Here is a 6942-nt window from a genome sequence, read left to right on the forward strand (position 1 = left end):
GCCCTGGATCGGACGGCGCCGCTGCTGCCGATGCGTTTCGATGAGGCGGAACGCCGCACCCACGACTACCAGCGACACGGCACCACCACCTTGTTTGCCGCCCTGGAGGTCGCCACCGGGAAGATCACCGCCGACGCGTGCTACCAGCGGCACCGCAACGGCGAGTTCCTGGCGTTCCTCAAACAGGTCGCCAAAGCCCACCCCCGGGTGAAACTGCACGTGGTGGCCGACAACTACGGCACCCACAGCCACCCGAACGTCAAAGCATGGCTGGCCAAGAACCCGCGGATCACCATGCACTTCACCCCGACCAGCGCGTCCTGGATGAACATGGTGGAGATCTTCTTCGGCATCATCACCCGCCAGGCCATCCGCCGCGGCACCTTCACCAGCGTGCCGGACCTGATCGGCGCGATCCGCACGTTCATCGACGGCTACAACCAGCGCTGCGAACCCTTCCGCTGGACCAAGACCGCCGACCAGATCCTCACCAAAGCCAACCGTCAAAAGAACTTAGACACGGGACACTAGCCCAGCTTCGGTCGAGGTTCTGGCCGTCAGCCGGCGAGAGGCGTGAGGTTCTGGCCGTCAGTCGGAGAGGGATGCGCAGCCGGCGATGTCGACGCCGTGCTCGTGCATCCACCGGGTCGGCTCGATCGGGTTCTTGTAGCTGCCCTGGTGCACCTCGAAGTGCAGGTGCGGGCCCGTCGAGTGGCCCGTGGAGCCCTCGTTGCCGATCTGGTCGCCGACCTTGACGCTCTGGCCGGTCTTCACCGTGATGGCCGACATGTGCCCGTAGTGGGTCAGGTAGCCGTTGCCGTGGTCGATCAGCACCGCGTTGCCGTAGCCCTCGGCCGGGCCGGCCGACACGACCGTCCCCGCGCCTGCGGCACGGATCGGGGTGCCCTGCGGCGCGGCCAGGTCGACGCCGGCGTGCAGGCGGCCCCATCGCTGGCCCATGCAGGAGGTCACCGAGCCCTCGGGCATCGGGTTGATCCACGGCAGCGGCTTCGGCTTGCGGACCTGCGCGACGGACAGCTTCCCGGTGTCCAGCGACAGCCCGTCGCCGGCGGCCCGGAGGCCGGCGTCGGCGTCGGTCTCGAGCGGGACGGTCATCGGGTCGGAGAGCTGTAGCTGCGCGGCCCCGGTGCGCGCCTGTGCGGCCGCGGCGGACGAGGGCGTGCCGTCGGAGACGCCCACGGCTCCCGCGACGCCGACACCGACGACGAGGGTGGCGGCTACCGCGTAGCGGCTCCGCTCGGCGAGCGGGACGGTCGGTGCGCGGTGGCTGTGCGCGGCGGCCGTCCGGCGGTGGCGACCTGAGGTGTTCCCGTTGGCTCGATGCTGCACGACGGGGTAATCCTCCTGGGGTCTCGGCGTCCGACACCAACCCTGTCGGCACCCAAACCGCGAATCATGAGAGGAATCGGCCCGGTGCAACCGCCCCGGTGGCAGCGCGGTTGCGGGCATGCGAAAACGCGGCCGGACCGTCAGGTCCAGCCGCGATGGGTCGTGCGGGATCGGGGGCGCGGGCTCAGTAAAGCTGCTCGATCTTGAGCTTGATGTCGAGGCCCTGCTCGCGCAGGTAGACGATCGGGTCGGTCGGGGTGCCGTTGACGTGCACCTCGAGGTGCAGGTGCGTGCCGTAGGAGTAGCCGGTGTTGCCGACCTCGCCGATGGCCTGGCCGGCCTTGACGGTGTCGCCGGCCTTGACCATGAGCCGTCGGGAGTGCGCGTAGATCATCTCGGTGCCGTCGGCGTGCTTGATCGTGATCGCGTAGCCGTAGCCGCCGTTGTAGCCCGCGGCGGTCACCTTGCCCGCGTGCACCGCCTTGTAGGGGGTGCCCTCGGGCGCCGCCAGGTCGATGCCGGCGTGCAGCTTGCCGAAGCGCACGCCGTAGGGGGAGGTGAACTGGTAGTCCTCGAGCGGGAGCAGCCAGGCCTGCGCCGCGACCTGCTCGTCGGAGATCTTGGTGCTGGCGGTGCGGTCCTCGCTGCGGGACGCGCGGTCGCCGTCGGCGGAGCGGTCGGCGAGGGCGTCACCGGCCTCGAGGTTCTGCAGCACCGAGGGGTTGATGGTCTTGGCATCCGGCAGCTGCGAGGCAGCGCCCAGGGCCACGACTCCGGCGCCGACGAAGGCGGAAGTCACGACTACCGCATAGCGGCTGCGAGGCGGCGTGGGTACGCGGCGGCGGCCGCGATAGCGGTCGGGCTCAGACGACAAGCGCTGACGCACGAACAACCCTCCGTCGGTGGCAAAGAGCGGCAGCCACCTAGCTCGAACAGACGCTGAACGGTGGTTTGCCGGGCGGTCGGTCCGGGGTTAACCGGTTGACAGCCGTGGGCCACGGTAACGAAACGCAACGCCAGTCACAAGTCGCAGCGCCAATTCCCTGACAGTTATCTGTCGGCATTCGGGGGCGATTGTCCGAGTTAGCTGCTTTTCTGAGTAGGGGCGATGTTGGCTCTCCGTAACTGCATTCCAACACAAAGTCATGTGACGTGGAATACGTTAAGCGGTGCTTGCTTAGCGGGGTCTGATGCTCTTGTGCCGGCGGGTAGTACGGGGCGGCGGCTTCCGGGGTTCAACCGCGGCGGGTTACCGTTCGTTCAGGTGGCAGTTTCATCAGGGTCGGCCGGCAGTGCAGCCGGTGAGCGCCGAAGGGGTCGCAGATGCAAGCACGGATCAGGGTCGTGGTGGCGAAGCCGGGGCTGGATGGGCACGACCGCGGGGCCAAAGTCGTGGCCAGGGCGCTGCGGGACGCCGGCATGGAGGTCGTGTACACCGGCCTGCACCAGACGCCCGAGCAGATCGTCGAAACCGCGATCCAGGAGGACGCGGACGCCATCGGGCTGTCGGTGCTCTCGGGCGCGCACATGACGCTGTTTCGGCGCGTGGTGGAACTGCTGACGGAACGTGACGCCGCGGACATTGTGGTATTCGGCGGCGGCATTATTCCGGCCGACGACATTGTCGAACTGGAGAAGATCGGCGTCGCGCATATCTTCACGCCGGGCGCCACCACGGCATCCATCATCGAATGGGTGCGCGCCAATGTGGCCACGCCGGTAGCGTGACCAATTAGCTGCGAAGAGTTAAGGGGAGAGGCCGGACGCACCCCTCACACGTCCGGCCTCTCATGCACGATGCCCCGCCGCCACCCCTCGACCGACAGGGCATCGGCCGCTTTCATCGGCGCTCAGCGCTCCGACATCACACTCAACGACGCCTCCTGAGCAGGGTTACGCGAGCAGGGGCAACTTTTTGGCGTGCGCGTGCGTACCCTCTCGCCGGGTGAACCCCTACCCGCTGGCTCCCCGCATCCCCGAGGACCAGCCCTTCATCGTGCGCCACAGCGTCCGCAAGCGCGCCGTGGTCTTCGGTGGCATCTTCGCGCTCCTGCTGGTCCCGCTCGGCGCGGTGTTCGCCCTCGTCGCGGAGCCCCGGAACGCCGTAGGCCTGCTGGTCATCTTCCTCGGCATCGCGCTGCTCTTCGTGGGGCTGTTCGGTCTGCAGGTCTGGATGCTCGCCTCCGGCGGGCCGGCGCTGGCGGTCGGGCCGGTCGGCCTCTGGATCAAGACGAGGCCGAGCCGCGGCCAGGCCATCTGGCTGCCCTGGGAGTCGATCGGGCAGATCTCGCGGGGGCGGCTGAACCTGGAGAAGATGCTCTGCGTCGCGCCGCGCGACCCGCGCGCGGAGCAGAACCTCGGCGCCTACACCGCCTTCGACGCCCGCGTCGTGATGAACGCCTTCGGCACCGGGTTCGTCGCCACGCTCAACTTCGCCGACCGCGGCGAGGCGGAGATCCTGGCGGCCGTCGCCCACTTCAGCGCCGGACGGGTGCCGTTGAGGTAGCGGCCCGGGCTGTGCCGTCTTGCACACCCTGCACCCGCGACGGCGCGGCCTGCGGCTCAGTGGCTAGGCTGCGAAATGAGGCCCACAGGGCCGACATTTCTCTCACGCTGGCGGCGACGCAACGACGCGCCGCGGACATCAGGTCGGGACGCAGGTACGCGGCTTGCCGGGGCAAGCGTCGCGAGCGAAAGGAGACACGTGGACCTGTTCGAGTATCAGGGGCGCGACCTGTTCGAACGGCACGGACTGCCCGTGCTGGGCGGCGGCGTCGCCGAGACCCCGCAGGACGCCCGCGCGATCGCCGAGCGTCTCGGCGGCCGGGTCGTCGTCAAGGCACAGGTGAAGGTCGGCGGCCGCGGCAAGGCCGGCGGCGTCAAGCTCGCGGCCGGCGCCGACGAGGCCGAGGCCCGCGCGAGCGACATCCTCGGAATGGACATCAAGGGCCACACCGTGCACAAGGTGATGCTGGCCGAGACGGCGGACATCAAGGAGGAGTACTACTTCTCCTACCTGCTGGACCGGGCCAACCGCACCTTCCTCTGCATCGCCAGCGTCGCCGGCGGCATGGAGATCGAGACCGTCGCCGAGGAGGACCCGGACCGGGTCGCCAAGATCGCGATCGACGCCAGCAAGGGCGTCGACGAGGCCAAGGCGCGCGAGATCGTCGCCGCGGCGAAGTTCCCGGCCGAGGTCGCCGAGCACGTCGTCGACATCGCGGTGAAGCTCTGGCAGGCCTTCGTGGCCGAGGACGCCACCCTGGTCGAGGTCAACCCGCTCGCCAAGGTCGGCGACGGCCGGGTGCTCTGCCTGGACGCGAAGATCACCCTGGACGAGAACGCCGGCTTCCGGCACGCCGACCACGAGGCGCTGGTCGACCAGTCCGCTGTCGACCCGCTGGAGCAGGCCGCCAAGGCCAAGAACCTCAACTACGTCAAGCTCGACGGCGAGGTCGGCATCATCGGCAACGGCGCGGGCCTGGTCATGTCGACGCTCGACGTGGTCGCGTACGCGGGCGAGGGCCACGGCGGCGTCAAGCCGGCCAACTTCCTCGACATCGGCGGCGGCGCCAGCGCGCAGGTCATGGCCAACGGCCTCGAGATCGTGCTCGGCGACCCGGCGGTCAAGTCGGTCTTCGTGAACGTCTTCGGCGGCATCACCGCCTGCGACGAGGTCGCCAACGGCATCATCCAGGCGCTGGCCCTGCTCGGCGAGCGCGGCGAGGCGGTCACCAAGCCACTCGTGGTGCGCCTCGACGGCAACAACGCCGAGGCCGGCCGGGCGATCCTGGACGCGGCGAACAACCCGCTGGTGCAGCGGGTGGACACGATGGACGGTGCGGCCGAGCGTGCCGCCGAGCTCGCGGCTGCGGGGAAGTGACGACATGGCTATCTGGCTCACCAAGGACTCCAAGGTCATCGTCCAGGGCATGACCGGCGCGGAGGGCTCCAAGCACACCCGCCGGATGCTCGCCGCGGGCACGAACGTGGTCGGTGGGGTCAACCCGCGCAAGGCGGGCACGACCGTCGACTTCGACGGCACCTCGCTGCCGGTCTTCGCCTCCGTCGGCGAGGCGATGAAGGAGACCGGCGCGGACGTGTCGGTCATCTTCGTGCCGCCGGCGTTCACCAAGGCCGCCGTGCTCGAGGCGATCGACGCCGAGATCCCGCTCGCCGTGGTGATCACCGAGGGCGTACCGGTGCAGGACTCGGCCGCGTTCTGGGCGCACAACATCGCCCAGGGGCAGAAGACCCGCATCGTCGGCCCGAACTGCCCCGGCATCGCCTCGCCGGGCGCCTCCAACGCCGGCATCATCCCGGCCGACATCACCCCGGCCGGCCGCATCGGCCTGGTCAGCAAGAGCGGCACGCTGACCTACCAGCTCATGTACGAGCTGCGGGACATCGGCTTCTCGACCGCCGTCGGCATCGGCGGTGACCCGATCATCGGCACCACGCACATCGACGCGCTGAAGGCGTTCCAGGACGACCCGGACACCGACGCGATCGTGATGATCGGCGAGATCGGCGGCGACGCCGAGGAGCGCGCGGCCGACTTCATCAAGGCCAACGTGACCAAGCCGGTCGTCGCCTACATCGCGGGCTTCACCGCCCCGCCCGGCAAGACCATGGGCCACGCGGGCGCGATCATCTCGGGCTCCGCCGGCACCGCCGACGCCAAGAAGGAGGCCCTCGAGGCCGCCGGCGTCAAGGTCGGCAAGACCCCGAGCGAGACCGCGCGGCTCATGCGCGAGGTCATGAGCTGATTTGGTTCGGCAACCGGCGCGCCGCCGCGCGGATCCTGGCGATCCGCCCGGCGGCGCGCCGTCGTTGTGCGCCCCCGATCCGGCGGTGATCCGGGCGTCCGCGGTGCCGCCTGAGGAATCGTTCGGCGGCGCGCCGCCGTTACTGCGTCGCCGCACGGCGCCCGGCGTGGAAAAGTAGGCCGCGATGCCGACCACCCCCGACCTTCCCGATGGTCGACCCGCCGGCTCGGAGGAGCAGTTCGAGGCCGCCGAGGCGGTCCACCTTGCCGCCCGCGAGACGGTGGGGGTCGATCTGCGCCCCCCGGCGCCCGGCGCCCGGCCGACGGTGAAGATCGACCCGGGGGACCGGGAGACCGTGCGGATCGATCCGCGCAACCACAAGACGGTCAAGCTGCCGGCTCAGCGCCGCCCGAGCCGGTCGCGCCGCCGCGCGCCGCTGCTGGTGGCCGCCGCGTTCGCGACCTGCTGGGCCGCGTTCGTCTCCTACGTTCCGGTCGCCGCCGTCATCGGGCTGGCCCGCACGCTCGAGGGCCAGGGCGGCCTGGGCGGCGCCGCGCACGCCGGCCTGGCGGGCTGGCTCCTCGGCCACGGCGTGCCGATCGGCACCTCCATCGGGCCGCTGGGCCTGGCGCCGCTGCTGCTGACCCTGCTGGCCGCCTGGCGCCTCAACCGCGCCGGCCTGCACGTGACCCGCGCGATCGGCGCCCGGCGCGGCGGCGGGCCCCCGGCGGGCCGGGGGGTCCCCGGGGCGGTGGGCCACGCGGACCCGCATGTGGGGGGCGGGGCGCGCCACGCCGGCGACGGCCGGGGGAGCGACGTCGCC

8 protein-coding genes are annotated in these 6942 nt (G+C 70.5%); 6 read left to right on the forward strand and 2 right to left on the reverse strand.

Annotated features, from left to right (window positions below; all coding sequences use genetic code 11):
• The coding region (locus tag AB0F10_RS43140; protein WP_360639745.1) for an IS630 family transposase at positions 1-531 on the forward strand (531 nt) is incomplete at its 5' end.
• A 57-nt stretch (positions 532-588) separates the two neighbouring features.
• Here the strand turns inward: AB0F10_RS43140 and AB0F10_RS43145 are convergent.
• Both AB0F10_RS43145 and AB0F10_RS43150 read right to left on the reverse strand, forming a co-directional pair.
• Complete coding sequence (locus AB0F10_RS43145) at positions 589-1350, reverse strand: M23 family metallopeptidase (protein WP_360639748.1); 762 nt, start codon at positions 1348-1350, stop codon at positions 589-591.
• 184 nt (positions 1351-1534) lie between these two features.
• Positions 1535-2236, reverse strand: a complete 702-nt coding sequence (locus AB0F10_RS43150; RefSeq protein WP_360639751.1) for a M23 family metallopeptidase — start codon at positions 2234-2236, stop codon at positions 1535-1537.
• 437 nt (positions 2237-2673) lie between these two features.
• Between AB0F10_RS43150 and AB0F10_RS43155 the strand changes: the two genes are divergently transcribed.
• The 5 genes from AB0F10_RS43155 to AB0F10_RS43175 all read left to right on the forward strand — a co-directional run.
• Positions 2674-3078 (forward strand): cobalamin B12-binding domain-containing protein, encoded by a 405-nt coding sequence (locus tag AB0F10_RS43155; RefSeq protein ID WP_360639754.1) that lies wholly within the window; start codon positions 2674-2676, stop codon positions 3076-3078.
• Positions 3079-3295: 217 nt separating this feature from the next.
• Positions 3296-3856 (forward strand): hypothetical protein, encoded by a 561-nt coding sequence (locus AB0F10_RS43160; RefSeq protein WP_360639757.1) that lies wholly within the window; start codon positions 3296-3298, stop codon positions 3854-3856.
• A 198-nt stretch (positions 3857-4054) separates the two neighbouring features.
• Positions 4055-5233 (forward strand): ADP-forming succinate--CoA ligase subunit beta, encoded by a 1179-nt coding sequence (sucC, locus tag AB0F10_RS43165; protein ID WP_360639759.1) that lies wholly within the window; start codon positions 4055-4057, stop codon positions 5231-5233.
• Between the two features lie 4 nt (positions 5234-5237).
• A complete protein-coding gene (gene sucD / locus AB0F10_RS43170) occupies positions 5238-6119 on the forward strand; it encodes a succinate--CoA ligase subunit alpha (protein WP_360639762.1) in 882 nt (293 codons plus the stop codon).
• A 184-nt stretch (positions 6120-6303) separates the two neighbouring features.
• On the forward strand, positions 6304-6942 hold a 639-nt coding region (locus AB0F10_RS43175), incomplete at its 3' end, for a DUF6350 family protein (RefSeq protein WP_360639765.1).

The sequence above is a fragment of the Actinoplanes sp. NPDC026623 genome (genome assembly GCF_040638275.1).
Classification (GTDB): Bacteria; Actinomycetota; Actinomycetes; order Mycobacteriales; family Micromonosporaceae; genus Actinoplanes.

Excerpts from the sequence above, each read along its gene's own strand:
- AB0F10_RS43155 (WP_360639754.1), top strand. The coding sequence starts at position 2,674 with ATGCAAGCACGGATCAGGGTCGTGGTGGCGAAGCCGGGGCTGGATGGG.
- sucD (WP_360639762.1), top strand. The coding sequence starts at position 5,238 with ATGGCTATCTGGCTCACCAAGGACTCCAAGGTCATCGTCCAGGGCATG.